25 protein-coding genes and 1 tRNA gene are annotated in these 26122 nt (G+C 66.7%); 14 read left to right on the forward strand and 12 right to left on the reverse strand.

The window, feature by feature from the left end; genetic code table 11:
* Window positions 1–29 precede the first annotated feature (29 nt).
* A complete protein-coding gene (locus AC1REM_RS10980; protein WP_204939850.1) occupies window positions 30–716 on the reverse strand; it encodes a trimeric intracellular cation channel family protein in 687 nt (228 codons plus the stop codon).
* 36 nt (window positions 717–752) lie between these two features.
* Between AC1REM_RS10980 and recO the strand changes: the two genes are divergently transcribed.
* Both recO and AC1REM_RS10990 read left to right on the forward strand, forming a co-directional pair.
* Window positions 753–1481 (forward strand): DNA repair protein RecO, encoded by a 729-nt coding sequence (gene recO / locus AC1REM_RS10985; RefSeq protein WP_204939851.1) that lies wholly within the window; start codon window positions 753–755, stop codon window positions 1479–1481.
* Window positions 1478–2287, forward strand: coding sequence for an isoprenyl transferase (locus AC1REM_RS10990; protein WP_492514669.1), 810 nt, complete (start codon window positions 1478–1480; stop codon window positions 2285–2287). Before recO ends, AC1REM_RS10990 begins: the two co-directional genes overlap by 4 nt.
* Here AC1REM_RS10990 and AC1REM_RS10995 read toward each other — a convergent pair.
* Window positions 2227–2841, reverse strand: a complete 615-nt coding sequence (locus AC1REM_RS10995) for a P-loop NTPase family protein (protein ID WP_492514670.1) — start codon at window positions 2839–2841, stop codon at window positions 2227–2229. The two genes, AC1REM_RS10990 and AC1REM_RS10995, sit on opposite strands and share 61 nt — an antisense overlap.
* Before the next feature lie 53 nt (window positions 2842–2894).
* On the opposite strand from AC1REM_RS10995, the gene AC1REM_RS11000 reads away from it, so the two are divergent.
* Window positions 2895–3578, forward strand: a complete 684-nt coding sequence (locus AC1REM_RS11000) for a DsbA family oxidoreductase (protein ID WP_492514671.1) — start codon at window positions 2895–2897, stop codon at window positions 3576–3578.
* Window positions 3579–3636: 58 nt separating this feature from the next.
* On the opposite strand, the gene AC1REM_RS11005 is transcribed toward AC1REM_RS11000, so the two are convergent.
* Window positions 3637–4131 (reverse strand): glutathione peroxidase, encoded by a 495-nt coding sequence (locus AC1REM_RS11005; protein ID WP_492514672.1) that lies wholly within the window; start codon window positions 4129–4131, stop codon window positions 3637–3639.
* 58 nt (window positions 4132–4189) lie between these two features.
* On the opposite strand from AC1REM_RS11005, the gene dusB reads away from it, so the two are divergent.
* The 5 genes from dusB to AC1REM_RS11030 all read left to right on the forward strand — a co-directional run bounded on the left by dusB (window position 4190) and on the right by AC1REM_RS11030 (window position 9500).
* Window positions 4190–5356, forward strand: a complete 1167-nt coding sequence (gene dusB, locus AC1REM_RS11010) for a tRNA dihydrouridine synthase DusB (protein ID WP_492514673.1) — start codon at window positions 4190–4192, stop codon at window positions 5354–5356.
* Entirely contained in the window at window positions 5346–6653 is a 1308-nt protein-coding gene (locus AC1REM_RS11015) for a deoxyguanosinetriphosphate triphosphohydrolase (RefSeq protein WP_492514674.1), read from the forward strand. Before dusB ends, AC1REM_RS11015 begins: the two co-directional genes overlap by 11 nt.
* A complete protein-coding gene (dnaG, locus tag AC1REM_RS11020; protein ID WP_492514675.1) occupies window positions 6653–8509 on the forward strand; it encodes a DNA primase in 1857 nt (618 codons plus the stop codon). The genes AC1REM_RS11015 and dnaG overlap by 1 nt, the downstream gene beginning before the upstream one ends.
* Before the next feature lie 32 nt (window positions 8510–8541).
* Window positions 8542–9312: an ATP-binding cassette domain-containing protein gene (locus AC1REM_RS11025; RefSeq protein ID WP_492514676.1), complete on the forward strand. Its 771-nt coding sequence runs from the start codon at window positions 8542–8544 to the stop codon at window positions 9310–9312.
* A 112-nt stretch (window positions 9313–9424) separates the two neighbouring features.
* Window positions 9425–9500, forward strand: a tRNA-Asn gene (locus tag AC1REM_RS11030).
* A 147-nt stretch (window positions 9501–9647) separates the two neighbouring features.
* On the opposite strand, the gene AC1REM_RS11035 is transcribed toward AC1REM_RS11030, so the two are convergent.
* Window positions 9648–10163 (reverse strand): septum formation family protein, encoded by a 516-nt coding sequence (locus AC1REM_RS11035; RefSeq protein ID WP_492514677.1) that lies wholly within the window; start codon window positions 10161–10163, stop codon window positions 9648–9650.
* 112 nt (window positions 10164–10275) lie between these two features.
* The gene (gene def, locus AC1REM_RS11040; protein WP_489969406.1) at window positions 10276–10842 is read right to left on the reverse strand and encodes a peptide deformylase; all 567 of its coding nucleotides are present in this window, start codon (window positions 10840–10842) and stop codon (window positions 10276–10278) included.
* A 67-nt stretch (window positions 10843–10909) separates the two neighbouring features.
* On the opposite strand from def, the gene AC1REM_RS11045 reads away from it, so the two are divergent.
* Entirely contained in the window at window positions 10910–11899 is a 990-nt protein-coding gene (locus tag AC1REM_RS11045; RefSeq protein ID WP_492515473.1) for a DMT family transporter, read from the forward strand.
* A gap of 30 nt (window positions 11900–11929) precedes the next feature.
* Here the strand turns inward: AC1REM_RS11045 and pgl are convergent, their stop codons facing one another.
* Genes pgl through tkt form a run of 6 tightly spaced genes read right to left on the reverse strand, consistent with a single transcriptional unit; the run spans window position 11930 to window position 20015 of the window.
* On the reverse strand, window positions 11930–12709 hold the full coding sequence (gene pgl / locus AC1REM_RS11050; protein ID WP_492514678.1) for a 6-phosphogluconolactonase: 780 nt from the start codon (window positions 12707–12709) through the stop codon (window positions 11930–11932).
* Between the two features lie 4 nt (window positions 12710–12713).
* Window positions 12714–13649 carry a glucose-6-phosphate dehydrogenase assembly protein OpcA gene (locus tag AC1REM_RS11055; RefSeq protein ID WP_492514679.1) on the reverse strand — a complete coding sequence of 312 codons (936 nt, stop codon included), beginning with the start codon at window positions 13647–13649 and terminating at the stop codon, window positions 12714–12716.
* Window positions 13646–15193, reverse strand: a complete 1548-nt coding sequence (zwf, locus tag AC1REM_RS11060) for a glucose-6-phosphate dehydrogenase (RefSeq protein WP_492514680.1) — start codon at window positions 15191–15193, stop codon at window positions 13646–13648. The genes AC1REM_RS11055 and zwf overlap by 4 nt, the downstream gene beginning before the upstream one ends.
* Window positions 15194–15208: 15 nt before the next feature.
* Window positions 15209–16813 carry a phosphoglucose isomerase-related protein gene (locus AC1REM_RS11065; protein ID WP_492514681.1) on the reverse strand — a complete coding sequence of 535 codons (1605 nt, stop codon included), beginning with the start codon at window positions 16811–16813 and terminating at the stop codon, window positions 15209–15211.
* Window positions 16810–17922, reverse strand: a complete 1113-nt coding sequence (gene tal / locus AC1REM_RS11070) for a transaldolase (protein WP_492514682.1) — start codon at window positions 17920–17922, stop codon at window positions 16810–16812. Before tal ends, AC1REM_RS11065 begins: the two co-directional genes overlap by 4 nt.
* Entirely contained in the window at window positions 17919–20015 is a 2097-nt protein-coding gene (tkt, locus tag AC1REM_RS11075; protein WP_492514683.1) for a transketolase, read from the reverse strand. The genes tal and tkt overlap by 4 nt, the downstream gene beginning before the upstream one ends.
* Before the next feature lie 222 nt (window positions 20016–20237).
* Here tkt and AC1REM_RS11080 point away from each other — a divergent pair, with 222 nt between their 5' ends.
* On the forward strand, window positions 20238–21158 hold the full coding sequence (locus tag AC1REM_RS11080) for a heme o synthase (RefSeq protein WP_492515474.1): 921 nt from the start codon (window positions 20238–20240) through the stop codon (window positions 21156–21158).
* A 76-nt stretch (window positions 21159–21234) separates the two neighbouring features.
* Here the strand turns inward: AC1REM_RS11080 and AC1REM_RS11085 are convergent, their stop codons facing one another.
* Window positions 21235–22170 carry a COX15/CtaA family protein gene (locus AC1REM_RS11085; protein ID WP_492514684.1) on the reverse strand — a complete coding sequence of 312 codons (936 nt, stop codon included), beginning with the start codon at window positions 22168–22170 and terminating at the stop codon, window positions 21235–21237.
* Window positions 22171–22402: 232 nt separating this feature from the next.
* On the opposite strand from AC1REM_RS11085, the gene sufB reads away from it, so the two are divergent.
* Genes sufB through sufC form a run of 4 tightly spaced genes read left to right on the forward strand, consistent with a single transcriptional unit; the run spans window position 22403 to window position 26121 of the window.
* Window positions 22403–23821 carry a Fe-S cluster assembly protein SufB gene (gene sufB, locus AC1REM_RS11090; protein WP_204939869.1) on the forward strand — a complete coding sequence of 473 codons (1419 nt, stop codon included), beginning with the start codon at window positions 22403–22405 and terminating at the stop codon, window positions 23819–23821.
* Complete coding sequence (gene sufD, locus AC1REM_RS11095; protein WP_492514685.1) at window positions 23822–25027, forward strand: Fe-S cluster assembly protein SufD; 1206 nt, start codon at window positions 23822–23824, stop codon at window positions 25025–25027.
* The gene (locus AC1REM_RS11100; RefSeq protein WP_204939871.1) at window positions 25024–25350 is read left to right on the forward strand and encodes a non-heme iron oxygenase ferredoxin subunit; all 327 of its coding nucleotides are present in this window, start codon (window positions 25024–25026) and stop codon (window positions 25348–25350) included. Before sufD ends, AC1REM_RS11100 begins: the two co-directional genes overlap by 4 nt.
* The gene (gene sufC, locus AC1REM_RS11105; protein ID WP_492514686.1) at window positions 25351–26121 is read left to right on the forward strand and encodes a Fe-S cluster assembly ATPase SufC; all 771 of its coding nucleotides are present in this window, start codon (window positions 25351–25353) and stop codon (window positions 26119–26121) included.
* The last annotated feature ends 1 nt before the right edge of the window (window position 26122 follow it).

A 26122-nucleotide genomic window follows, 5' to 3' on the forward strand; every position in this document is an offset into this window, starting at 1 on the left:
CGCAGCATCCGCCCTCTTTCGTGTCTACGCTACGGCTTGATGATCGGGATCATTCCGGTCTCCGCGGCGACCTTGCGTCGGTAGAGACGGCGCTGCTCCGGCAGAGAGAGGTCGAAGATCACGGCCAGGACGCGAATGACGGCGGTCACGACGATGCCGACGATGCCGGCGATCACGAGATCGAGGCCCAGCGCGTAGGCGCTGACGATCACGATGCTTCCCGCGGCGGCTGCGACGGCGTAGAGCGAGCCGACATGCATGATCGCCACGGGAAGACCCATGATCACATCGCGCAGGATGCTGCCGCCGACGGCAGCGCACACGCCGATGAACACGGCGGGGACCGGAGGGACACCCAGCCCGATGGCCTTGCTGGTCCCGAACGCGCCGAACATGCCGATCACGATCGCGTCCAGCCCGACGATCACGCCGTTGGCGCGGTTGAGCAGTCCTGCCAGGAGCATGCCGATGATGGCGGCGCCGGTCGCCGTGAGCAGGTACCAGTTGCTCTGCAGCGTCGCGGGGGGAAGTCCGAGCATGAGGTCGCGGATGAGACCGCCGCCCATCCCGATCAGAATGCCGATGATCGCGACCCCCAGGAGGTCGAGGCGCCGTTGCCCCTGGAAACCGGAGGCAAACATCGCACCCTGCACACCACCGAGGCCGACGCCCAGGAGGTCTGCCCAGAGCGGAATCGTGAAGAGCGGTTCAGTCACCCCTCTATTGTCCGGGGTGCGAGGGATAATCGAGTAATGCCCACATACCGTGACGAAGCAGTGATCCTGCGCACCCACAAACTGGGTGAAGCCGATCGCATCGTCACCATGCTCTCGCGGCGGCACGGCAAGATCCGTGCGGTCGCCAAAGGTGTGCGCCGCACATCGTCGAAGTTCGGCTCGCGCCTGGAACCCTTCATGGTCGCTGACGTGCAGCTCTACCAGGGGCGCTCGCTCGACATCGTGCAGCAGGCCGAGTCCTTGGGCGCCTACGGCGCAGACATCGTGGTGCACTACGACCGATTCACCTCCGCGAACGCGATGGTCGAGACCGCCGATCGCATGAGCGACGCGGAGGCGACGCCGGAGCAGTACCTGCTCCTCGTGGGTGGTCTTCGAGCGCTTGCGCGTGGTGAGCATGCGGCGCGCAGCATCCTGGATTCCTACCTGCTGCGTGTCATGGCGCTGTCCGGCTGGGCGCCCGCACTCGGCGACTGTGCGCGATGCGCGCGCACCGGGCCGCATCCGATGTTCGTCGCCCAATTGGGCGGGACGGTGTGCACGGACTGTGCGCCCGCGGGCAGCGCCCGGATCAAACCTGCGACCCTGTCCCTCCTGCATGCACTCGTCGCGGGGGACTGGCAGAGCGTCGATGGCGCGTCGCCGACGGAGCACGCGGCGGCTTCCGGCCTCGTCTCGGCCTACGCGCAATGGCACATGGAGCGCGGCATCCGCTCGCTCGCACACGTGGAAGGAACGCTGTGAGCCCCAAGCCCTACACCCACAAGGATGCTGTGGCCTATCGCCCCCTCGACTGGACGGGCGTCTACCCGCCGGCGTTCCCGCCCGCCGGGGTTCCCGAACACATCGCAATCGTCATGGATGGCAACGGCCGCTGGGCGAACCGTCGCGGCCTCAACCGCATCGAAGGGCACAAGGCGGGCGAGGAGGTGCTGCTGGATGTCGTCGCTGGCGCCATACAGGCGGGCGTGAAGCATCTCTCCGTCTATGCGTTCTCGACCGAGAACTGGGCTCGTTCCCCCGAAGAGGTGCGCTTTCTCATGGGATACAACCGCGATGTGCTGCACCGCCGACGGGATCAGCTCAACGAGTGGGGCGTGCGTGTGCGCTGGGCCGGACGCAAGCCCCGCCTCTGGGGAACGGTCATCAAAGAGCTGCAGTACGCCGAAGAGCTCACGCGGGGCAACGACACCCTCACGCTGACGATGTGCGTCAACTACGGAGGGCGCGTCGAACTCGTCGATGCGATGCGTGCGATGGCCGAAGACGTCAAAGCCGGGCGCCTGAAACCCAGCGCGATCACCGAGAAGCAGATCCGCAAGAACCTCTACGTGCCGGACATGCCGGACGTCGATCTCTTCCTGCGCAGCTCGGGGGAGCAGCGCACCTCCAACTTCCTCCTGTGGCAGTCCGCCTACGCCGAGATGGTGTTCCTCGACACGCTGTGGCCGGACTTCTCCCGAGAGGAGCTCTGGCGGGCGATCGGCATCTACCTGTCGCGCGATCGGCGCTTCGGCGGGGCGATCAACACCCCTGACGCCTCCGCCTGACGGCGCAACCAGCGCTCGGTCTCCCGCGGATGCCGCAGGCGGACGATCGTCAGGGTGGGGAACTGTTTCTCGCGATCCGGCATCCGCTCTGCCCAGAACCTGCGCGTCTTCGTCTGCCAGGCGAGGATGTTCTCCGCGGGGTCGCGCGTGGCGAGCAGATGCCAGAGGGGCTTCTCGACGTTGCCGTTGTACATGCGCGTGCGAAGAACGCTACGCAGGAGCGTGCGTCGCAGCAGGCGCCAGCGCACCACGCGCCACGGGTAGTCGAGCCACAGCGCGAGCTCCGCTCGCGGCGTCATGATCTCGTCCGTGCCCTTGCTCGTGTACTGCCACTCGGCGACCCAGCGGTCCGTCGCGGAGAAGGTGCGCACGTCGTCGAGGAACTCCGGGCGGGGCGTCCAGTCGGCCCCGTGATGGAGCGCGTCGATCTCGTGCTGCTGCAGTGTCCAGAGAGCGGCGATCCGGCCCGCGAGCGTCGTCTTTCCTGATCCGGTGACCCCGGCGATGAGTACGCGCTGCGGTACCAGGGGGAGAGGATCATCGCAGGAGAGCACCGAAGGATGCTAGCAAGGGAATACGTCGTCTTTTCATGCGGTTGGATATGAATGTGACTGAACCCATCTCCATCGACATCTGGTCCGACATCGCCTGCCCCTGGTGCTACATCGGCAAGCGCAATCTTGAGAACGGGCTCGCGGCCGTGGCATCCGACGAGGATGCCCCGCAGGTCAGCGTCACCTTCCACTCCTTCGAGCTCTCGCCCGACACCCCCGTCGACTTCGACGGCGACGAGATCGACTTCCTCGCGGGCCACAAGGGCATGCCGCGTGAGCAGGTGCAGCAGATGCTCGACAACGTCACCGGCGTCGCGGCGAAGGCCGGGCTCGAGTACCGCTTCGACCTCCTGCAGCACACGAACACCGTGAAGGCGCACGAGCTCCTGCACCACGCCAAGGCGAAGGGACTGCAGCACGAGATGGAAGAGCGCCTCATGTCGGCATACTTCACCGAGGGCAAGCACGTCGGTCGCGTCGATGACCTGGTTGATCTCGCCGCGGAGGTCGGCCTCGACGCGGCTGAGACGCGCGAGGCCCTGGAATCTGCTCGTCACCTCGACGACGTCCGGGCGGACCAGGCGCAGGCACGCGCCTACGGCATCCAGGGGGTGCCGTTCTTCGTGATCGACGGCCAGTACGGCATCAGCGGTGCGCAGCCGGCGGAAGCGTTCGAGAACGTTCTTCGCGACCTGTGGGCGCAGCGCCGCGGCGCTGTCGCGGCGCCCGCCGAGTAGACCGAACGAGAGGGCGGCTCCGAGAACACTCGGAGTCGCCCTCTCTCGTCTGCCAGGATCAGCGGGTCAGCGCGGCGTCGATCGCCGTCACGATCGCCGGGTCGTCGGGGCGGGTCTTCGGGCGGAAACGCTGCACCGAGCCGTCCGCCGACACCAGGAACTTCTCGAAGTTCCACTCCACGCGACCGGTCTTGCCTGCGGCATCCGGAGTCTGCTTGAGCGACTTGTAGAGCTCGGTGGCGTTCTTGCCGTTGACCTTGATCTTGTCGACGACCGGGAAAGTCACCCCGTAGGTCGTGGAGCAGAAGTCGAGGATCTGGTCGAGCGACCCCGGCTCCTGGCCGAGGAACTGGTTGCAGGGGAACCCGACGACCGTGAATCCGCGGTCTCCGAACTCGCGCTGCAGCTGCTCGAGCTGCTCATACTGCGGCGTGAGCCCGCAGCGGGAGGCGACGTTGACGACGAGGACCACATCCGCGCCGAGATCATCGAGGGTCTTCTCCGCGCCCGTGGCGTCGCGGAAGGGGATGCTGCGCAGTGCCGTTTCGCTCATCCTGACAGCCTAGAGCCGCTTCGCCCACCGAGGGCCGAGCGTCTGGGAGAATAGGGGAGTGACACTTGCCCCTGCTCCCGCCCGCTCGCTGCGCATCGGTCCGCTCGAGATCGATGTTCCCGTCGTCCTCGCGCCGATGGCCGGCATCACCAACACTGCGTTTCGGCGACTGTGCCGTGAGTACGGAGCGGGTCTGTACGTCAGCGAGATGATCACCTCGCGGGCGCTCGTGGAGCGCAACGAGGTCACGATGCGTCTCATCCAGCACCACGAGAGCGAGACGCCGCGGTCGATCCAGCTGTTCGGCGTCGATCCGAAGACGATTGCCGAGGCAGTGCGGATCATCGTCGCGGAAGATCACGCCGACCACATCGATCTCAACTTCGGCTGCCCGGTGCCGAAGGTCACCCGCAAGGGCGGCGGAGCAGCTCTGCCGTGGAAGAGCACGCTGTTTAGCGACATCGTCACGCAGGCGGTGAAGGCCGCCGGCGAAATCCCGCTCACGGTGAAGATGCGCAAGGGCATCGACAAGAACCACCTCACCTTCCTTGACGCCGGTCGCGCGGCGGAAGACGCGGGCGCTGCGGCGATCGCCTTGCACGCGCGCACAGCGTCGGAGTACTACTCCGGGCATGCCGACTGGAACGCGATCGGTGAACTGAAAGAGGCCATCACCTCGATCCCGGTACTCGGCAACGGCGACATCTGGTCGGCCGACGACGCGGTGCGGATGATGGCCGAGACCGGGTGCGACGGCGTCGTCGTCGGACGCGGGTGCCTTGGGCGCCCGTGGCTGTTCGGTGAGCTCGCCGCCGCTTTCGATCCGACCGGCACGCCGAAGGACGGTCCGCTCGTCGATGCCACGCTCGCCTTCGTCGGCGCAGCATTCCGTCGGCATGCCGAACTGCTCGTCGAGTTCTTCGAGGACGAGGACCGCGGTTGCCGAGACATCCGCAAGCACGCGGCCTGGTACTTCAAGGGATACCCCGTCGGCGGCGACCTCCGTGCGCAGCTCGCCCGCGTCTCGAGTCTCGCCGAGATCGACGACCTCGTCGGACAGCTCGGCGATGCGCGCTACCCCGGCAGCGCCGCGGAAGGGCAGCGCGGTCGTGCCGGAACCCCGAAGCGCACGGCGCTGCCGGACGGATGGCTGGATTCACGGGAGATCGGCGCGGATGCGTCCGACATGCTGCGCGGCGCGGAAGTCGAGAACAATGGTGGTTGACGGGTACGACGCCTCCGACGTCGAACGATTCATCCCGGAGAACCACCGATCCGAGCGTCCCGACTTCGCGCGCGATCGTGCCCGCGTGCTGCACTCCGCGGCGCTGCGACGCCTCGCAGCCAAGACGCAGGTGCTGAGCCCCGCCAATCCTGTGGACTTCGCACGCAACCGGCTGACCCACTCCCTGGAGGTCGCGCAGGTCGGCCGCGAGCTCGCGACCCGACTCGGGATCTCGCCGGACATCGTCGACACGGCGTGCCTGAGTCACGACCTGGGGCATCCGCCATTCGGTCACAACGGCGAGCGCGCCCTCAACGAGTGGGCAGAGGACTTCGGCGGCTTCGAGGGCAACGCGCAGAGCCTGCGCATCCTCGTCCGTCTGGAGCCGAAGGTGTCCGCGGCAGACGGACGCAGCGTCGGGCTCAATCTCACACGCGCCAGCCTGGACGCGACCTGCAAGTATCCGTGGACGATCGACGAGCCGCTGCCGGATCCCGGCGGGCGGCTGAAGTTCGGCGTGTACCCCGACGACGAGGATGTCTTCCGCTGGATGCGCGACGGCGCTCCCGGTCGTGTCCGCTGCATCGAGGCAGAGGTCATGGACCTCTCCGATGACATCGGCTACTCCGTGCACGACTTCGAGGACGCCGTGACGAACGGCTACCTCGACCCCGCGCGGCTCACCGATCCCGCGGAGCACGAGTCGCTCGTGACGGCGATTCAGCGCTGGGTCGGCTTCGACTTCTCGCGCGAAGAACTCGAAGAGGGGCTCTTCCGTCTCACGAACCTGCCCACCTGGCTGCGATCGTTCCGCGGGACGCGCTCGGATCTGGCCCAGCTGAAGAACCTGACCTCGGATCTCATCGGGCGATTCGCCCGTGCCGCGACAAGCGCGACGCAGGAGCATTACCCCGGCACGCAGCTGACCCGCTACCGCGCCCACGTCGTGGTGCCGCGCGTGGTCGAGGTCGAGATCGCCGTGCTCAAAGGGATCATCGGCGCGACCGTCGTCACGATCGATGGCCGCAAGGAGCTCTACCGGGAGCAGCGTCGGGTGCTCAAGCGACTCGCGACAGCGATCTGGGACAACGGCCCGGACGCTCTCGAACCCGTGTTCGTCGCCGACTTCCACGCGGCCGAGACAGAGGACGCACAGCGGCGCGTCATCGTCGATCAGGTCGCGAGCCTGACTGATCAGGTGGCACTTGCCTGGCACTCTCGGCTCGTCGGCGAGATCGACGCCGCCACGATCGGAATCTGGTCGCCCGCGCAGACCACCCCCGCCGAGGTGCGCTGATGGCTCGCATCCGCCAGACCGACATCGACGAGGTCAAGGCGCGGACCAACATCGCTGACATCGTCTCCGACCGTGTGGCCCTCAAGTCAGCGGGTGTCGGCTCGCTGAAGGGACTGTGCCCCTTCCACGACGAGAAGAGCCCGAGCTTCCACGTTCGTCCGCAGGTCGGCTACTACCACTGCTTCGGCTGCGGTGCCTCCGGAGACGTCTACTCGTTCCTGCGTGAGATGGACCACGTGAGCTTCACAGAGGCCGTGGAGCGTCTGGCCGGACGCATCGGCTACACGCTGCAGTATGAGGACGGAGGTGCGGCCCCCGAGACGAGCGGACGCAGCCGGCTGTACGCGGCGAACACGGCCGCGGCTGAATTCTTCCGCGCGCAGCTCCTGTCGCCGGAGGCGGAGACCGCCCGGCGATTCCTCGGTGAGCGTGGTTTCGATGCCGGTGCTGCCGCGCACTTCGGCGTGGGCTACGCGCCGCGCGGCTGGGATGGCATGCTCAAGGCGCTCAGCGCGCTGGGTTTCACCCGCGAGGAGCTCACCACGGCGGGGTTGGTCTCGGCCGGACAGCGAGGCGTGTACGACCGTTTTCGCGGACGTCTGGTCTGGCCGATTCGCGACGTCACCGGGCAGACCATCGGTTTCGGTGCCCGCAAGCTCTACGAGGACGATCAGGGACCGAAGTACCTGAACACGCCGGAGACCCCCATCTACAAGAAGGCGCAGGTCCTGTACGGACTCGACCTCGCGAAGCGCGACATCGCGCGCGGCGAGCCGCGTCGTGTGGTCGTCGTGGAGGGATACACCGACGTGATGGCCTGCCATCTGGCCGGCGTCACGACGGCGATCGCGACGTGTGGCACGGCGTTCGGCACCGATCACATCAAGGTGCTGCGTCGTGTGATGGGTGACGATTCCGGTGCCGGCGAGGTGGTCTTCACCTTCGACGGTGATGAAGCCGGACAGAAGGCCGCGCTGCGTGCGTTCACGGAGGACAACCGTTTCAACGCGCAGACCTTCGTCGCGGTTGCGCCAGACGGACTGGATCCCTGCGACCTGCGCCTGCAGCGCGGTGATGCGGCCGTGCGCGGGCTGTTGGAGCGCAAGGTGCCGATGTTCGAGTTCGTGATCGACCGTCGACTCGCCGCGTTCGACCTCGGTACGGCGGAGGGGCGCGTCGGCGCCCTGCGCGCAGCGGCACCCATCGTGGCGGAGATCCGCGACCAGCTCCTGCTTCCCGAGTACGAGCGCATCCTCGCACGCCGACTCGGCATGGATCCCACCGCTGTGCGCCGCGCTGTGCGCGCGGCCGCCTCCGGCTCTCGTTCGACGTCGTCTGAGCCCACTCCGCCCGCATCCGCGCAGGACGGAACGGACGCTGCGCTTCCGCCCGTGACTCTGCGGTCGCTGCCCTCCACTCCGGAGGTCGCACTCGAGCGCGACGCCCTCATGGGCGTCCTGCAGTACGGCCACAGGATCGAACCTGAACTGCTGCGACGGGCGCTGGCCTCACCGTTCACCACTGCGGCGTTCGAGGCGGTGCGGCAGGCGATCGCGGCCGTGCCGGACCATACGCGTGCGGGCTGGTCGATGCAGGCCGTCGACGCCGTGCGGGAGCCGTACCGGTCCATCGCCGGTGAACTCCTCATGCGTCCGTTCCCTGCCCGTGACGAGGAAGGCGCCGCGTACTCGGCGACCGATCTCGCACGAGGCCTCATCGTCCGCGACTTGGAGCGCGAGAAGCATGAGCTGCTCGGTGCCATTCAGCGGGTTCCCGCCGATTCCGATGGTGGGCGTGCCCTGCGTGTGCGCTTGCGCGACATCGACGCCGAACGGCAGCGTTTCGTCGAATCCTGACGCGTACAGCCTGAGTCAGGCAGGATGGGAGCATGGCCAGAGCGGGGAAGAGTGCAAGTGCGATCGAGTGCGTCGATCTGGTGATCGACCGACTGGGGCACTCGGGCGCCACCCGTGCCGTCGACGGAGTCACGTTCGTTCTGGACGCAGGAGAGGTCCTGTGCGTCTCGGGCTCCACGGGGTCCGGAAAGTCGACGCTGCTGAGCACGCTCGCCGGTGTTACGGATCCGTCCCTGCGGATCGTCGGAGGCGACGCCCACGTCTACGGAATTCCGATTCGACGCCCTGGGCGACGTCACCGCGAGCTCACTTACCTCAGCGGGTACGTCCCGCAGGGTGCGGGCAGCGAGCTTGCTCCGACGCTCAGCGTGCAGGAGATCATCGCCGAGCCGATTCTGCAACGGGAGCGAAGGGTCAACACTCGAGCCCTCTCGATCCGCGTCGCCACCCTCCTCGACGAGCTGCATCTGCCGTTGGGGGCTGCTGCGAAGTTCCCGTATGAGCTGAGCGCCGGCATGCGTCAGCGGGTGGCGATCGCGCGCGCTTTCATGCTGCAGCCGAAGGTGCTCATCGCAGATGAGCCTCTCGCCGGGCTCGATCCCGATGTCCGTCCCGTGGTCGCCGAGGCGATCGCGCGGCGCTGCCGTGACGGCATGGCCGCGCTGCTCGTCACCAGCGACGACAGCCTCGTCCGGCAGCTCGGAGCCGATCAACTCATCCTCCGTGACGGACACGTCGTCGCCCAGGGAAGTGGCGGCTCTTTGACGTGGACTCCGGGTACGGAGATGCTCTCCGCGCCCTAGGCAGAGAAACCTCGGGCGTGTCGTGAAATGGGCGCGCGGGAGGGGCCAAAGTGGCAAAAGTGGCTCTCAGAGTTTGCTACGATAAATGAGTTGCCCGCGCAGCGGAGAACATTCCTCGGTAGCTCAATTGGCAGAGCAGCCGGCTGTTAACCGGCAGGTTCTTGGTTCGAGTCCAAGCCGGGGAGCCAACAAAACCCCTGGAACTCTACGGAGTTCCAGGGGTTTTCCCTTTCCTTGCCGCAGTCCTGTTCACCAGGCGTGCAGTCGCACCGCGAACGGTAATGCGAAGAGGGGCACCGTCCGAAGACGATGCCCCTCTCAGCGGTGCGAAACGCTTAGCGCGCCGAGCCCTTCAGCGAACCAGTGACGTCGCCGGCGGGGTCATAGACCACGCACTGCACGACGCGGTCGTCTGCCTGCGCCCAGGTCTCTGCCGTCGGCTCGATCGTGTAGACCTCGAGCGCGGATGCGTCGTAGGCGATGCCGGCGAAAGTCTCGAACGCAGGAAGGCACTCGGCCTCGATGGCTGCGGAGAGGGCTTCCGTGGTCGGGAAGTCACCCTCGGGGAGCGTGAACTCCCAGTAGACCTCGTCGGCGTGCGGCTCCGCGCAGGGCACGACATCGGCCTCGGAGATGACGCCGCCCTCGCTCTGGGGCATGCAGTCACCCACCTTGAGGGCGAAGATGTCGATGTTCGCGGATTCCGTGACGCTGCCGGAGTCGTCACGCTGCGCGTCGGTCTTGCCGACCTGCAGAAGATCGGTGAGTGCGCTGCATCCGGTCAGCGACATGGCCAGTGCGAGTGCGGCGACCGTCAGGCCGGCGGCGCGAGAAAGAGACTGAGCCTTCATGCTGTGATATATCCCCTCGGTGAAAAGAATGGGCGCTGGTCACCAGCGCCCATCCGAAGGTAGCGGGCGGAGGGTGGACGCCGCAATTCACCCGTCGATCGTTCAGCGGAACTTAGCCCTCAAGGTCGTCGACTCCCGGCATCCAGCTCGCGCCGGGGCGCCCCCACCCGCGTTTGCGGGCGATCTTCTGGACTGTCTTCCAGTCGCCGTCATCGAGCCGATCGACGTAGATGATGCCGTCGAGGTGGTCGAACTCGTGCTGCAGGATGCGTGCGCGCCATCCGTCGACCTCCAGGCGCACGGGTGCGCCATCGAGATCGATGCCGGTCACGATGACCCGGTCGGAACGACGCAGTGCGAAACGCTCGCCGGGGAACGACAGGCATCCCTCGGACTCCAGATCAGGATCGGGGGAGCCCGGCTCCAGCGGGACCATCCACAGCTCCGGGTTGATCACCACGCCGCGCCAGGGGCGCTCGTCGTCATCGACATACGAGTAGGTGAAGATGCGCAGTCCCACACCCACCTGCGGAGCCGCGAGACCCACGCCAGGCGCCGCATCCATCGTCTCGTACATGTCCGCGACCAGCGTGCGGATCTCGTCTGTGATCGTCTCGACACGGTCGGCGACAGAATGGAGGACGGGTTCGCCCAAGATGCAAATCGGAAGTACAGCCACGCCTTAACCCTAGTCGCCGGGGGTTGCCCGGTAAGGTCGGAGGGTGAGCTGGGACACATGGGTGCGAATGGCCGGAGCCGAAGAGGTGGGCGATCAACTGGTCGGTGCCTTCCAGAACCCCGGACTCCTCATGGGCATCCCGCTGGCGTTGGCCGGTGCGGTGTTCATGTCGCTCGGCGCGCAGTATCAGCACCGCGGTGTCGAGAAGGTCGAACGACTGAGTGGGTCGGATGCCGCATCAGGACTCTCCATGACGCAGCTGCGCGGTCTTCTGACGCGGCCGTCGTGGCTGCTCGGCACGCTCATGCTGGGTCTGGCGATCGTCTGCCAGCTCGCGGCGCTGTCGGTGGCACCCCTCATCGTGGTGCAGCCGCTCGGCGTGATCGCGCTCGTCATGACGACCCTGATCAACGCACGCATCTCCGGTCATACGCCGACTCGGCGTTCTGTCATCGCGATCGCCGCCTGCGTCGGCGGTGTCTTCGTCTTCGTCGGCTTCGCTGCCGTCTATGCCACAGAGAGCGACATCACCGAACGCCAGCTGTTCACGATCCTCGCGATCCTGCTGCTCGTGATCATCCTGCTGGGAGCCTGCTGGCTCATCCTGCGCCACCGCATGCGCGCACTCTTCTACGTCACCGGCGCCGGCATCCTCTACGGATTCGTCGCGACGCTCGCGAAGGTCGTCATCAAACGCATCCAGGCGCAGGATTTCGACTGGATCACCCTGATCTGCGTCGTCGCACTCATCGCCGCCGCCGCGGTCGGCGCCTACTTCGTGCAGACCGCCTACGGATCGGGCCCGCCTGACCTCGTGATCGCGGGACTGACCGTCATCGACCCCATCATCGCCGTGCTGATCGGACTGCTCGTCCTCGGCGAGGCCTCCTCCGCCCCCTGGGGGGTGCTCGTCGCCTTCGGAATCACGGGCGCGGTCGCCGTCTGGGGCGTCGTGAGTCTCACGCGACACCACCCTCAGGTGCTCAGCGAGAGCCAGGAGCTGCCCATCATGCGCGGCAGCAACGGCGACGGCACCGCAACGACGAACGCCCCCTGATCATCAGGAGGCGTTCGCGCGGAGAGCCGTTCAGTATGCGGCGTCGATGAGGTCGGGCTCCACCTTCGAGGCGGCAGCCTCATCCACGAAGAACACCGTGCGCTTGCGGCCCTTCGCGCCAGCAACCGGCACGCTCGTGTAGTTGGCACCTGCGAGAGCCAGCCCCAGTGCCGAGGCCTTCTCGGCGCCGGTCAGGACGAGCCAGACCCGCTTGGACGCGTTGATCACCGGGCGGGTCAGCGTGACACGCTCCGGCGGGGGCTTCGGCGAGTTACGAACAGGCACCGCCGCCACATCGGTCACGAGAATCTCGTCGCGGTCCGGGAACAGCGAGGCGATGTGCGCATCCGGCCCGACCCCGAGGAAGCAGACCGCGAACGACGGCCAAGCCTGCTCGGCGGTGCCGAAGCGCGCAAGGTCCGCTGCGTAGGCCGCAGCCGCAGCATCCAGCGTCAGGCCGGAATCGCTCGCTGCAACCTCATGAATGTTCTCTGCGGGGATGTCGATGTGGTCGAGCAGAGCGGTTCGCGCCTGAAGAGCGTTGCGCTCTGCATCGGCCGCCGGGACGAACCGCTCGTCGCCCCACCAGAAGTGCACGAGCGACCAGTCGATTCCCGCTGCATCCGGATGCTGCGCGACGGCGCGCAGGACGGCCGCGCCCATCGAACCCCCGGTGAGCGCGATATGCGCCAGTCGACCGTCCGCGGTGCGCGCGCGCACTCTCACCAGGAACCGATCGGCGACTCGCTGCGCGAGCGCGGCGGGATCACTGACGACGACGACACGCTTCTCTGACGAATCACGACCCATCGGATTACTCTCCCGACTCCGGCGCGGACAGGTTGTCCCAGCCTTCGGTGATGACGCGCCCATACAGCACGTCCGGGTCCAGCCGGCGCAGTTCTTCGGCGAGGCACTCGCGAAGCGTACGCCGCGGGAGGTGCAACTCGTGGTCGGGCTGGCCGGGCTGCGTCAGCACCGCCGTTCCCGGAACAGGCCGCTCCAACAGAATGTCACCGCTCGCGCGCGTCAGACGCACCGACTTGATACCCTCCTGCCAGACCTCGGGCTTCTCGTGCGACCAGCGCACGGGAACATCGAGAGCGAGCTGGAGCCAGCCTGCGAGCAGTGCCGTCGACGGCGAAGCCGCGGAACCGCGTACCTCCACACCGGTGACGGTCTCGAACGGCGGCTGATCGAGCACAGCGGCGAGCTGCTCACGCCAGTGCGTCAGACGAGTCCAGGCGAGATCGGTGTCACCGGGTGCGTGTGTGCGACCGAGTTCAGCGAGCCGTGAGGTGACGTCCTCGGCCGTTGCGGCATCGGTGATGCGACGCTGCGCAATGCGGCCCAGGGGAGAGGTGGCGGGATTCTCCGGCGCGTCCTCCGGCCACCATGCCACGACCGGAGCATCCGGCAGAAGCAGCCCGGTGACGAGGCTCTCCGCGTTCGCCGCGGCGTCGCCGAAGGCGTGCAGGACGACGACCTCGCTCGCGCCGGCGTCTCCGCCCACGCGGATCTGGGCATCCAGACGCGCCTCACCGTCGCTTGTGGTGAGCACGATGACGCGCATCGGGTGCTCGCGGGAGGCGTCGTTCGCCGCGTCGATCGCCGACTCTGCGACGCCGTTGCGGGCGGCGATGATCAGCGTGAGCACGCGCCCGAGGGCGACAGCGCCGCCCTCTTCACGCGTCTTCACGAGCTGCTTGGCGACCTGGCTGACCGTGGTGTCGGGGAGGTCAATGATCACGGGCGTCTCCAGACTCGTCCGTCGCGGGCCAGCAGGGCATCGGCAGATTCCGGGCCCCACGATCCAGGTGCGTACTGTTCGATCGGGCCGCCCTGTGCGGTCCAGAACTCCTCGAACGGGTCGAGGATCTTCCAGGAGAGCTCGACCTCTTCGTGACGGGGGAACAGCGGCGGGTCGCCCAGGAGAACATCGAGAATGAGGCGCTCATAGGCCTCGGGGCTCGCCTCGGTGAATGCGTGGCCGTAGCCGAAGTCCATCGTGACATCGCGGACGTTGGTGCCGGCGCCCGGCACCTTCGACCCGAAGCGGATCGTGACACCCTCGTCGGGCTGCACGCGGATCACGAGAGCGTTCTGCCCGAGCTCGGAGGTCTGTCCACGCCCGAAGAGATGCTGCGGGGCGCGGTTGAAGACCACGGCGATCTCGGTCACACGCCGGCCGAGACGCTTGCCGGTGCGCAGGTAGAACGGCACACCCGCCCAGCGGCGGGTTCCGATCTCGACCTTGATCGCGGCGTAGGTCTCCGTGGTGGACTCCGGGTTCATGCCGTCTTCATCCAGGAAGCCGGTGACCTTCTCGCCACCCTGCCAGCCGCCGGCGTACTGTCCGCGGGCACTGGCGAGTGCCAGGTCCTCGGGAACCTGAACAGCGGCGAGCACCTTCTCCTTCTCGGCACGCAGGTGCTCGGCGGACAGGCTGATGGGCTCTTCCATCGCGGTCAGTGCGAGCAGCTGCAGGAGGTGGTTCTGGATGACGTCGCGTGCTGCACCGATGCCGTCGTAGTAGCCGGCGCGACCGCCGACCCCGATGTCTTCCGCCATCGTGATCTGCACGTGGTCGACGTAGTTGCGGTTCCAGATCGGTTCGTACAGCTCGTTGGCGAAGCGGAGCGCGAGGATATTCTGCACCGTCTCCTTGCCGAGGTAGTGGTCGATGCGGAAGATCGAGTCGGCAGGGAACGTGCCCTCGAGAGCATCGTTCAGCGCGCGCGCCGAAGCGAGGTCGTGACCGAAGGGCTTCTCGATGACGACGCGACGCCAGCGATCGTCGTCCTGCTTCTCGTCGACGAGCCCGGACTCGCGCAGCTGCTTCGCGACCAGAGGGAAGTCCTTCGGCGGGATCGACAGGTAGTACGCGTGGTTGCCCATCGTGCCGCGCTCGGTGTCGAGCTGCTCCACGGTCTGGCGCAGGCGCGCGAACGATTCCGGGTCATCGAACGTGCCCTGGACGAAACGGATGCCCTGCAGCAGCTGCTGCCAGGTCTCCTCGCGGAAGGGCGTGCGCGCGTGCTGCTTGATCGCAGAGAGCACGACCTCGGCGAAGTCCTGATCCTCCCAGTCGCGGCGGGCGAAGCCCACGAGTGCGAATCCGGGGGGAAGCAGACCGCGGTTGGCGAGGTCATACACGGCGGGCATCAGCTTCTTGCGCGACAGGTCGCCGGTGACGCCGAAGATCACGAGGGCGCTCGGCCCGGCGATACGGTGCAGTCGGCGGTCGTCAGGATCGCGCAGTGGGTTGTTCCCGCGCGAGATGGGGACGGTCATCAGAGGGGGTTTCTCCTACTGGGCGGCTTCGAAAAGATCGAGGACGTCATCGGACGCCTCGGTGAGAGTGAGAGTCACGACGGGCCGGCCCTGTGCAGCGAGCACTGCAGCATCGCCTGCCGCCTGTGCCTGAATCAGCTGTCCGAAGGTGAACGGTCGCTCCGGAATCTCGAGGTCGACGTCGGTTGCCTCCAGGATCTGGAGGAAGACACCCTGCGCGGGACCACCCTTGTGGTACTGACCGGTGGAGTGCAGGAAGCGCGGGCCCCAGCCGAATGTGGTCGGTCGGCCCGAGTCTGCTGCCACCATCTCGCGCAGCCCCTGGAGCTGCGTGAGCTCCAGGCGGTTCACGTAGGCCTGGATCGACACGTAGCCGTCATCGGCGAGCTGCGCCCAGAGCGCGTCGAGCACGCCCGCGATGGTTCCGGATGCGGCGAGCGACGGATCGGAGACGCGAACCTCGACGCCGTCGAGCACGAACGCAGGCGCCGCGGGCTCGGGACGTGCGTCCAGCAGGCCACGCGCGGCGACCTTCGCTGACTCGACATCGGGCTGATCGAACGGATTGATGCCGAGCAGGTACCCGATGATGACGGTCGCGTACTCCCACACCATGAACTGTGCGCCGAGCGTTCCGCTGACCAGGATCTCACCGGGGTGACGCTCACGCAGGTGGAACTCGGCGGCGTCATCGACGAGACGCACGAGCTGCAGATCCGCGGGGGTGGACTCGACCTCGGGGGAGACCGGCAGGAGCACGACAGGAAGGACACCCGTGCCCTCCTTGCCCGTGGACTCGGCGATCAGCTGCTCGATCCAGTCCGGCAGGCCCACGATGTGGGTGCCGTCGGTGATGAGGCCGACCTTGTCCTTGCGAGGCTGAGCGCCCGCGATCGCGGCGGCAAGGCGCAGAGCGGGGTTCTCCGCCGAGTCGACGGCGACCTGGAGAAGCGTCGCCTCGGCCTCGTCGAGCAGCTCGGCGATGTCGACGCCGGCGAGGCCCGATGGCACGAGACCGAAGGCGGTCAGAGCGGAGTAGCGGCCGCCGACGTTGGGATCGGCGTTGAAGACGCGGTAGCCGGCCGAGCGCGCGGACTCGTCCAGCGGGGAGCCCGGGTCGGTGACGACGACGATGCGCTCGACGGGGTCGATGCCGAGGTCGCGGAACGCCGCTTCGAACGTACGACGCTGGGAGTCGGTCTCGACGGTGGATCCCGACTTCGACGAGACCACGAGCACGGTGTCTGCGAGACCCGCGTCGATGGCCGCGAGGACCTGACCAGGGGCCGTCGAATCGAGGATCGTGAGATCGACGCCCGCAGTCTGGGCGATCACCTCGGGGGCGAGCGAAGACCCGCCCATGCCGGCGAGGACGACGCGCGTGATGCCCTTGGCGTTGAGCTCGTGGCGCAGCGCTTCGATCTCCGCGACCAGCGGACGCGAGATCGACACGGCTTCCACCCAGCCCAGGCGCTTCGAAGCCTCTTCTTCGGCTGCCGGACCCCAGAGAGTGGAGTCCGCTGCCGTGATGCGCGAGGCGATCAGCTCGCCGACGAGCTGCGGAACGACGGCGTCGATCGCCTCGGCGGCGGCACCGGACGCGTGGATCGCCACGCTCATCGCTGTGCCTCCAGGCCTTCAGCGACCTGAGCGAGCAGGTCGTGCCAGGAGTCGATGAACTTCGCCACTCCTTCGTCTTCCAGAACCTGGGTGACGTCGACGAAGTCGATGCCGACAGCCTCGAGCCCGGCGAACACCGCGCGTGCGCCTTCGTAGCCGCCCGTGATCGTGTCGCCCGTGACGACGGCGTGGTCGAACGTGGCCTCGAGCGTCTTCTCGGGCATCGTGTTCACCACATTCGCGGCGACGAGGCCGGTGACGTACAGGGTGTCCGGCAGTGCCGGATCCTTGACGCCGGTGGACGCCCAGAGCGGACGCTGAGCGTTGGCGCCGGCCGTAAGCAGCGCTGCTGCACGGTCGCCCGCGAAGACCTGCTCGTAGAGTTCGTAGGCGAGACGCGCGTTGGCGAGGCCGGCCTTGCTGCGAAGCGCGAGAGCCTCATCGGTGCCGATCGCGTTGAGACGCGCGTCCGTCTCGGTGTCGACGCGCGACACGAAGAACGAGGCGACGGAGTGGATCGTGGAGAGGTCGATTCCGGCCGCCTTGGCCTGCTCGAGACCGGTCAGGTAGGCGTCCATGACCTCGCCGTAGCGCTCGAGGCTGAAGATCAGGGTGACGTTGACGCTGATGCCTGCCGCGATCGCCGCGGTGATCGCGGGAAGGCCGGCCTTCGTGGCGGGGATCTTCACGAGCAGGTTCGGGCGGTCCACCTTCGCCCACAGCTCTTTCGCCTGTGCGATGGTGCCGTCGGTGTCGTGCGCGAGGTCGGGGGAGACCTCGATCGAAACGCGACCGTCGACGTGCGAGGTGGCCTCCCAGACCGGTCGGAAGATGTCGAGAGCATCCCGGACATCCTGAGTCGTTGCCTCGAAGATCGCCTCTTCTGCAGAGGCGCCGCGGCCGGCGAGTTCCGCGACCTGTCCGTCATAGGACGTGTCGTTGGGGTTCGTGATCGCGTTCGCGAAGATGGTCGGGTTCGTCGTGACTCCGACGATGTTGCGGGACTCGATCAGCTCGGCGAGGTTGCCCGACGTGATGCGGGTGCGCGAAAGGTCGTCGAGCCAGATGCTGACGCCGGCTGCGGACAGCTGTGCGGTGGGGGTGCTCATGCGTTCTCCTTGAGGGTCTCGCGCGCCGCCTCGACGACGGCCTCGGCGGTGATGCCGAACTTCTGGAACAGGGTCTTGTAGTCGGCGGAGGCGCCGAAGTGATCGATGCCGATCGAGCGACCGCGGTCGCCGACGATGCCACGCCACGTCAGGACGGAGCCGGCCTCGACCGAGACGCGGGCGGTCACCGCCGCCGGAAGCACGCTCTCGCGGTACTCAGCCGACTGCTCGTCGAACCACTCCAGCGAGGGAGCCGACACGACACGCGCGTTAATGCCCTCGGCAGCGAGCGTCTCACGGGCGGAGACGGCCAGCTGGACCTCGGAGCCGGTGGCGATGAGGATGACGTCGGGGGTGCCGTTCGGAGCTTCGGCAAGGACGTAGGCGCCCTTGGCCGCGTGCGAGGCTGCTGCGAACGTCTCACCGGAAGCCGCGCCTTCGCCGCGCGCGAAGACCGGCAGGTTCTGACGAGTCAGCGCGAGTCCTGTGGGACCGCCGTGGCGGCGCAGGATCTCGAGCCAGACCGCCGAGGTCTCGTTGGCGTCTGCCGGACGCACGACGGCGAGGTTCGGGATGGCACGCAGCGAGGCGAGCTGTTCGATCGGCTGGTGGGTCGGGCCGTCTTCACCGAGCGCCACGGAGTCGTGCGTCCAGACGAAGATGCTCGGGACGTTCATGAGGGCAGCCAGGCGAACGGCGGGCCGCATGTAGTCGCTGAAGATGAGGAAGGTTCCGCCGAAGGGGCGGGTGGGGCCGTGCAACACGATGCCGTTGAGGATGGATCCCATGGCGTGCTCGCGGATACCGAAGTGCAGCACACGACCGTAGGGGCTGCCGCTCCAGTCGTGCGTCGACCACTCGGCGGGGATGAAGGACTTCGCGCCGGCGATCGTGGTGTTGTTCGAGCCTGCGAGGTCGGCAGAGCCACCCCACAGTTCCGGCAGCTCTGCGGCGAGTGCGTTGATGACCTTGCCCGAGGCTGCGCGGGTGGCGATCTCTGTGCCAGCCTCGAAGACAGGCACCGCTGCGTCGATGTTCTCCGGAAGCGCGTGCGCCTCCAGGCGGTCGAGCAGCGTCTTGCGCTCGGGGTTGGCCGCGGCCCAGGCATCGAAGTCCGCCTGCCATGCGGCGCGTGCCTCTGCCGCGCGTCCGATGAGCGAGCGGGTGCGCTCGATCACAGCATCCTCGACCACGAAGCTCTGCGTCGGGTCGAAGCCAAGGACCTCCTTGGTCGCCGCGACCTCGTCGGCACCGAGCGCATTGCCGTGCACCTTCTCGGTGCCCTTCTGGTTCGGTGCAGGCCAGCCGATGATCGTCTTGAGGATCACGAGCGTCGGCTTCGAGGTCTCGGCCTTGCCTGCTTCGATCGCCGCGTTCAGCTCGGCAATGTCTTCGACGTACTCGCCGGTGCGCCGCCAATCGACGTGCAGCACCTGCCAGCCGTAGGACTCGTAGCGTGCGGCGACATCTTCTGTGAAGGCGACGTCCGTGTCGCCCTCGATCGAGATCTGGTTGGAGTCATAGATCGCGATCAGGTTGCCGAGCTGCTGGTGACCGGCGAGCGAGGATGCCTCACTCGTCACGCCCTCCTGCAGGTCGCCGTCGCCGGCGATGACATACACGAAGTGATCGAACGGGCTCGTGCCCGCGGCAGCATCCGGATCGAACAGACCGCGCTCGTAGCGCGCGGCGTAAGCGAAGCCCACCGCCGAGGCGAGTCCCTGGCCGAGCGGGCCGGTGGTGATCTCCACACCCTTGGTGTGACCGTACTCCGGGTGGCCGGGCGTCAGCGAGCCCCAGGTGCGGAGCGCCTTGATGTCGTCGAGCTCAAGTCCGAAGCCGCCGAGGTAGAGCTGCACATACTGCGTGAGTGAGGAGTGACCGACCGAGAGGATGAAGCGGTCGCGGCCGAGCCAGTCGGTGTCGGCAGGGTCGTGACGGAGCACGTGCTGATAGAGCAGGTAGGCGACGGGAGCCAGGCTCATCGCGGTGCCGGGGTGGCCGTTGCCGACCTTCTGCACGGCGTCTGCGGCCAGCACGCGCGCGGTGTCCACGGCGCGTGCATCGATCTCGTCCCACTGCAGTTCTGACACGAATATGCCCTTTCACACGATTGAGGGCGCCCGTGATTCCAGGCGCGTTCTCCGTCGTTGGAGAGAGGCGTGAAGAGATGCACCGGGCGCGCGAGTGGTTTCAGCATAGTGCGGTCCCATGGTGCCGCGGCGCTCTTTGACGACGCATCACGAACGGCCCGTGCACCTCGGCGGCGTGCAATAGAATGGACACTGATTTATGCGCACGCGCAGAAGGAGGCGATCAGCATCTCAACGATCTCGCAGCCGGTCGTGGCAGATCGCTCGCTGAAGCGGACTATCAAGGCGTACATCGCTCTGACGAAGCCCCGCGTTCTGGAGCTTCTGCTCGTCTCGACCGTTCCGGTGATGTTCCTCGCAGAGGGCGGACTGCCCAACCTCTGGCTTGTCCTGGCCACGGTCATCGGCGGCGCGATGAGCGCGTCATCCGCGGCATCCTTCAACATGTATCTCGATCGAGACATCGACAAGCACATGAAGCGCACGCGCAACCGTCCGCTCGTGACGGGTGAGATCTCCGATCGGGCCGCGCTCGTCTTCTCGTGGGTGCTGGCTGTCGCATCCACCGTCTGGCTCCTGCTGACGACGAACATGCTCACCGCCGCGCTGTCGGTCGGCGCCATCTTCTTCTACGTCGTGATCTACACGATGATCCTGAAGCGCCGCACCGAGCAGAACATCATCTGGGGCGGTATCGCCGGGTGCTTCCCTGTGCTCATCGGATGGACGGCCGTGACGGGCTCGCTCGCCTGGCCACCGTTCATCCTCTTCATCGTCGTGTTCCTGTGGACGCCCCCGCACTACTGGCCGCTGTCCATGCGCTACAAGGACGACTACGACGATGTCGATGTCCCCATGCTCGGTGTCACGCGTTCTGCTCGCCAGGTCGGTCTGCAGGTCATCCTCTACGCATGGGCGACGATCGTGTGCTCGCTGCTGCTGATCCCGGTGGCCGGGATGGGGCTGGTCTACACGATCTCGGCCCTCGTCTTCGGCGGATGGTTCATCTATGAGTCGCACCGCCTCTACAACCATGCGGTGAAGGGGCGTGACATCGCCCCGATGCGCGTCTTCCACGCGTCGATCACCTATCTGACGCTGCTGTTCATCGCCGTCGCGATCGACCCGCTCATGCCGTTCTGAGGCACGGAGCACGAAGAGTCAAAGAAGAAGGGACCCGCTGCCACGGCAGCGGGTCCCTTCTTCGTGCGGTGGATGCTCAGCGCGCCGGGCGGCGCAGATTCATCGCGAGCGCCGTGTAGGTCGCCGCGGAGAGCGCAGCGAGAACCATGTGGATTCCGACGAGGATCTCCGGCAGTCCGTTGCGCGCCTGGATGACGCCCACGATGACCTGGACGGCGATGATGCCGAGGAGAGCGATCGTCCAGCCGCGCTGCGGAAGGCGCTGGGCGACGGCGGACACGGCGAGAATGAGCGCCAGGGTGCCGAGCACATAGCCGGGCCAGGAGTGGACGTGCGCCAGAATGCTCGCGTCGAAGCCGGTGCGGATCACCTCGTCGTCACCGGAGTGCGGTCCTGCTGCGGTCGTGAGCACGCCGACGAAGACCGTGACCGCCAGGGCCAGACCTGTGATGTGCGTGAGGATCGCGAACGAGCGCGGGGCTGCCGCGATACGTTCGCCTCCGGCCTGACGCATGCGAACGAGGAACGTCGCCGCGATGCACACGATCACGACGGAGACCGTGTAGTGGAAGCCGACGAGGGCAGTGGCGAGCTCCTGCCAGACGACGAAGGCGCCCACGAGCGCCTGCACGATGACGAGCGCGACGATGACAGCGGCGATGACGAAGAGATCGCGGCGTGTGCGGCGCATCCGCCAGACGAGAACCAGCACCCCCAGGGCTGCGAGCAGGAGGGGGCCGCTGATCGTGCGGTTCGCGAACTCGATGACACCGTGGATGCCGAGCTCCGGCGTCGGGACGAGCGAGCCGGGCACGCAGACGGGCCAGTCGCTGCATCCGAGACCGGAGCCGGTGAGCCGAACGGCACCGCCGGTCGCGATGATCACGACGTTGAGGACGAAGGAGATCCACGCGAACACGCGAATGCGCGTATCGACGGCGGTGGGCAACCACTGAGCGAAGCGCGAGCGTGCGGGGGGATCGACGAGGGGGCGGGTGGCTGTTTCGGGCATGTGTCCTCCGGTTCCGCCGACATCGTGCAGAACGGCACCAGATGCGGGGGAACCTGTAGAATCGTCTTGTTGTGATGTGCGCGTTGAACGCAGAGCGCATCACCTACAGTTTAGGCGCGATGGATGCGTCAGTGATGAGGGCCCACATCGGCCGCCACCTCCGCAGACTCGACGGAGGCACAGGCGTGTCGGGGCGGATGACACCGTTGCGGCCCATAAAGGAGAGTGTGTGATGTCGGATGTGCTGATCGACCGTCCTGAACTCGACGGTCTGGGGGTGTACGAGTTCGGCTGGCACGACGTCGACGCCGCCGGAGCGAGCGCGCGTCGCGGAATCAATGAAGCGGTCGTCCGCGACATCTCCGCGCTGAAGAGCGAACCCGAGTGGATGCTGAAGACCCGACTCAAGGGCTACCAGCTGTTCGGGCGCAAGCCGATGCCGACATGGGGTGCAGACCTTTCGGGCATCGACTTCGACAACATCAAGTACTTCGTGCGCTCGACGGAGAAGCAGGCGCAATCGTGGGAAGACCTTCCGGAAGACATCCGCGAGACCTATGAGCGCCTCGGTATCCCCGAGGCCGAGCGTCAGCGCCTGGTCGCCGGTGTCGCCGCGCAGTACGAGTCCGAGGTGGTCTACCACCAGATCCGCGAGGACCTCGAGGCGCAGGGCGTCATCTTCATGGACACCGACACGGCACTGCGTGAGCACCCCGAGTTCTTCGAAGAGTACTTCGGCACCGTGATCCCTGCCGGCGACAACAAGTTCGCTGCTCTCAACACGGCTGTCTGGTCGGGCGGTTCCTTCGTGTACGTCCCGAAGGGCGTGCACGTCGAGATCCCGCTGCAGGCCTACTTCCGGATCAACACCGAGAACATGGGCCAGTTCGAGCGCACGCTGATCATCGCTGATGAAGGCAGCTACGTGCACTACATCGAGGGATGCACGGCGCCGATCTACAAGAGCGACTCGCTGCATTCGGCCGTCGTCGAGATCATCGTGAAGAAGAACGCGCGCGTTCGCTACACGACGATCCAGAACTGGTCGAACAACGTCTACAACCTCGTCACCAAGCGTGCCGTTGCGCACGAGGGCGCGACGATGGAGTGGGTCGACGGCAACATCGGCTCCAAGGTCACCATGAAGTACCCGTCGATCTACCTCGTCGGCGAGCACGCCAAGGGTGAGACGCTCTCCGTCGCCTTCGCGGGTCCCGGCCAGCACCAGGATGCCGGTGCGAAGATGATCCACCAGGCTCCGTACACCCAGTCTTCGATCATCTCGAAGTCGATCGCCCGTGGTGGCGGTCGCGCGGGCTATCGCGGCGAGGTCCGGGTGGATGCGAACGCACACCACTCGGCCAACACCGTGCGCTGTGACGCGCTGCTGGTCGACACGAAGTCCCGCTCCGACACATATCCCGCGATCGACATCCGTGTCGACGATGTGCAGCTCGGGCACGAGGCGACGGTGTCGAAGGTCAGCGAAGAGCAGCTCTTCTACCTGCAGTCGCGCGGCATGCCCGAAGACGAGGCCATGGCGATGATCGTTCGCGGCTTCATCGAGCCGATCGCACGCGAGTTGCCGATGGAGTACGCGATGGAACTCAACAAGCTCATCGAGATGGGCATGGAAGGATCGGTCGGCTAAATGGCGGCCTCGACGACAGCGCCTTCGCAGGCGCCGAACACGCACGCGCACGTAGACCCGGCAGCCCAGGTCGCCGACGCCGGATTCGTTCCGGTGCAGACCCGCTCCGAGCGTCCTTCATCCTTTGAGATCAGTGACTTCGGTGTGCCGACGGGCCGTGAGGTCAACTGGAAGCACACCCCCGTCGCCACGCTGACCGGTCTCTTCGAGACCGCGACGGGCGCTGCGGGCGTCGTCACGGAGATCCGCTCCGGCGCCTCGCACATCGCGACACCTCTCGCCGTGGGCACGGCACCGCGCGGCGAGTTCTTCCGTCCGGAAGACGTGACGGCAGCCGTCGCGTGGAACGGCGCGGCAGAGGCGATGCATGTCCGCATCGACCGCGAGGTCGAGGTGGCAGAGCCCATCGAGATCGCCTTCCTCGGTCAGGGCGCAGAGCTTCGTGCGGATGCGCACATCGTGATCGAAGCCCTGCCGCACAGCTCGGCCACTGTTGTGCTGCGGCACTCGGGTTCTGCGCGGTATGCGCAGAACGTGGAGATCATCGTCCGCGACGGTGCTCACCTCAAGGTCGTCTCGGTGCAGCAGTGGGATGCGGACGCGATTCACGTCTCCGCTCACCAGGCGCGAGTCGACGCGAACGCGACCCTCACCCACACCGTCGTCAGCTTCGGTGGCGGCCTGGTGCGCGTGAACCCGAACATCGAACTCTCGGGCGCGGGTTCCGAGGGGCGCATCTTCGGTCTTTCCTACGCGGATGCGGGACAGCACCTCGAGAGCCAGGTCTACCTGCACCACAAGGGTCCGCACACGACCGGTGACGTTCTCTACAAGGGCGCGCTGCAGGGTGCGAGCGCGCACAGCGTGTGGATCGGCGACGTCCTGATCGGACCGGATGCCACGGGCACTGACTCCTACGAGGCCAACCGGAACCTGGTGCTGACGGAGGGCGCGCGCGCCGACTCGATCCCCAACCTGGAGATTCAGACCGGTGACATCGTCGGTGCGGGTCACGCCAGTGCGACGGGTCGCTTCGACGACGAGCAGCTGTTCTATCTGCAGGCTCGCGGCATCACCGAGGAGGAAGCGCGCCGTCTGGTCGTGCTCGGATTCCTCAGTGACATCGTCCAGCGCATCGGCGTTCCGAGCCTGGAGGACGAGCTGCTGGAAGAGATCGAGAAGGAACTCGCCGAGGTGAATGCATGACCGCACAGCGCGCCTGCGCACTGAGTGAGCTGGAGCAGGACACCGCGGTGCGGGTCGTCCTCGACGGCGTCCCGATGGCTGTCGTCCTCGACTCCGCTGGCGAGGTCCATGCCATCGGCGATGTCTGCACGCACGGCGACATCTCCCTCTCCGAGGGCTTTGTGGAAGGCGAAACGCTGGAGTGCTGGGCCCACGGCTCGGCGTTCTCGCTGCGCACCGGCAAGCCCCTCAACCTCCCTGCTTACGAGCCCGTCCCGGTCTATGTCGTCGAGATCGACGGCGATGACGTGCTCATTGATCCCACTGTGACAAAGGAAGTCTGAATGTCTGTCCTCGAGATTCGCGACCTGCACGTATCGGTCGAGACGGAAGTCGGCACGACGCCGATCCTCAACGGCATCACCCTCACCATCAACACGGGTGAGACCCACGCGATCATGGGCCCCAACGGGTCCGGAAAGTCGACGCTCGCGTACACGATCGCCGGCCACCCGAAGTACACCGTCACGAGCGGCTCGATCACCTTCGACGGTGCCGACGTGCTTGAGATGTCGGTCGACGAGCGCGCCCGCGCCGGTCTGTTCCTGGCCATGCAGTACCCGGTCGAGATCCCGGGGGTCACGGTGACGAACTTCCTCCGCACCGCGAAGACGGCCATCGACGGCGAAGCGCCCGCGATCCGTCAGTGGACCAAGGACGTGAAGACCGCCATGGCAGACCTGCGCATGGACCCAAAGTTCGCGCAGCGAAATGTCAACGAAGGCTTCTCCGGTGGCGAGAAGAAGCGTCACGAGATCCTGCAGCTCGAGGTGCTCAAGCCGAAGCTTGCGATCCTCGATGAGACCGATTCCGGTCTTGACGTCGACGCGCTGAAGATCGTGTCCGAGGGTGTGAACCGTGCGAAGGAACAGACCAACCTCGGTGTCCTGCTCATCACGCACTACACCCGCATCCTCCGTTACATCCGCCCCGACTTCGTGCACGTCGTCGTCAACGGCAAGATCGTGGAAGAGGGCGGACCTGAGCTCGCTGACCGCCTCGAGGACGAAGGCTACGACCGTTTCCTCGACCCCGCGGCCCCCATCGAGGCGTAGG

It is taken from the genome of Microbacterium sp. GW823-FHT02G05 (assembly GCF_058797175.1).